Source organism: Kitasatospora sp. NPDC057015, from assembly GCF_042673745.1.
Taxonomy (GTDB): domain Bacteria; phylum Actinomycetota; class Actinomycetes; order Streptomycetales; family Streptomycetaceae; genus Kitasatospora.
This window is the reverse complement of record NZ_JBHUSG010000147.1, coordinates 1-1,422: the sequence shown is the minus strand read 5'-3', so window position 1 is coordinate 1,422 and position 1,422 is coordinate 1. Positions and strand designations below refer to the sequence as shown.

The window sequence follows — 1,422 nt, the reverse complement described above, 5'->3', positions numbered from 1 at the left end:
CTAGTGTGACGCGCCACAAATCACGAGGGTAAGTTGATACCCTTTTATGGTGTCGCATCCTGGGCCCTCCGCTGTGTCGATCGCGCTGTCTGACGACGAGCGTGCCGAGTTGCTGCGTCGGACGGAGTCCTGGGACCGAAGAGCCGCTGAGCGTGCCCGAATCATCCTGGCGTGCGCTGACGGTATGTCGAATGCCGCTGCTGCGAAGCTCGTTGGGGTCCAGGACAAGACGGTGCGCAAGTGGCGTGGCAAGTTCGCCGCCGAGGGACTGGTCGGCCTGCATGATGCGGGCCGCATCGGCCGGCCGAAGGCCGACCTGGTCCTGAGCGACGCCGAGCGGGACCAGTTGACGCGCTGGTCCAGGCGGGCGAAGACCGCACAGTACCTCGCACTGCGGGCCAGGATCGTGCTGCGCTGCGCGGACGGTGGGACGAACCGGCAGGCCGCGATGGATCTGGGCGTCGACGAGTCGACCGTGGAGCGCTGGCGGGCCCGGTTCATCGACAAGCGGCTGGACGGCCTGCAGGACGAGCCCCGTCCAGGCAGGCCGCCCTCGATCCTGCTCGACCAGGTCGAGGACGTGCTGGTGGCGACGCTGGAGTCCACGCCGGGCAACGACACGCACTGGTCACGGGCGTCGATGGCGAAGCGCACAGGGCTGTCGAAGTCCACCATCGGGCGGATCTGGAGGAAGTTCGACCTCAAGCCGCACCTGCAGGACAGCTTCAAGCTCTCCACCGACCCGCAGTTCGTGGACAAGGTGGTGGACGTCGTCGGGCTCTACCACAACCCGCCCGAGAAGGCGGTCGTGCTCTGCGTCGACGAGAAGTCCCAGATCCAGGCGCTGGACCGGTCCCAGCCGGTACTGCCGATGATGCCGGGCATGCCCGAACGCCGCACCCACGACTACCTGCGCCACGGAATCACCAGCCTGTTCGCGGCCTTCAACATCGCCGACGGGACCGTGATCAGCGAACTCCACCGACGCCACCGGGCCCTGGAGTTCAAGAAGTTCCTGATCACCATAGACAAGGCCGTCCCCGCCGAGCTCGACGTACACCTGGTCTGCGACAACTACGCCACTCACAACACCCCCGAGATCAAGGCCTGGCTCGGCCGGCACCCGCGCTTCCACATCCACTTCACCCCGACCGGCTCCTCCTGGATCAACCAGGTCGAGCGCTGGTTCGGCCTCCTGACCGACAGACTCATCCGCCGCGGCGTCCACACCTCCGTCAAGGCCCTCGAGGACGACATCAAGGCCTGGATCGACACCTGGAACCAGGACCCGAGACCGTTCACCTGGACCAAGACCGCCGACGAGATCCTCAGGTCCCTCGCCGACTACCTCGCCAAGATCAACCCGGACAGCCAGCCATCAAGGTCATAGTTGCCCTCGTGATTTGCGGTGCGTCACACTAG

The 1,422-nt window shown here is 65.9% G+C and carries 1 protein-coding gene; it reads left to right on the top strand.

Going from position 1 to position 1,422, the window contains the following annotated elements; genetic code table 11:
• Positions 1-73 precede the first annotated feature (73 nt).
• Positions 74-1,390 carry an IS630 family transposase gene (locus ACFTWP_RS41740; RefSeq protein ID WP_380270397.1) on the top strand — a complete coding sequence of 439 codons (1,317 nt, stop codon included), beginning with the start codon at positions 74-76 and terminating at the stop codon, positions 1,388-1,390.
• The last annotated feature ends 32 nt before the right edge of the window (positions 1,391-1,422 follow it).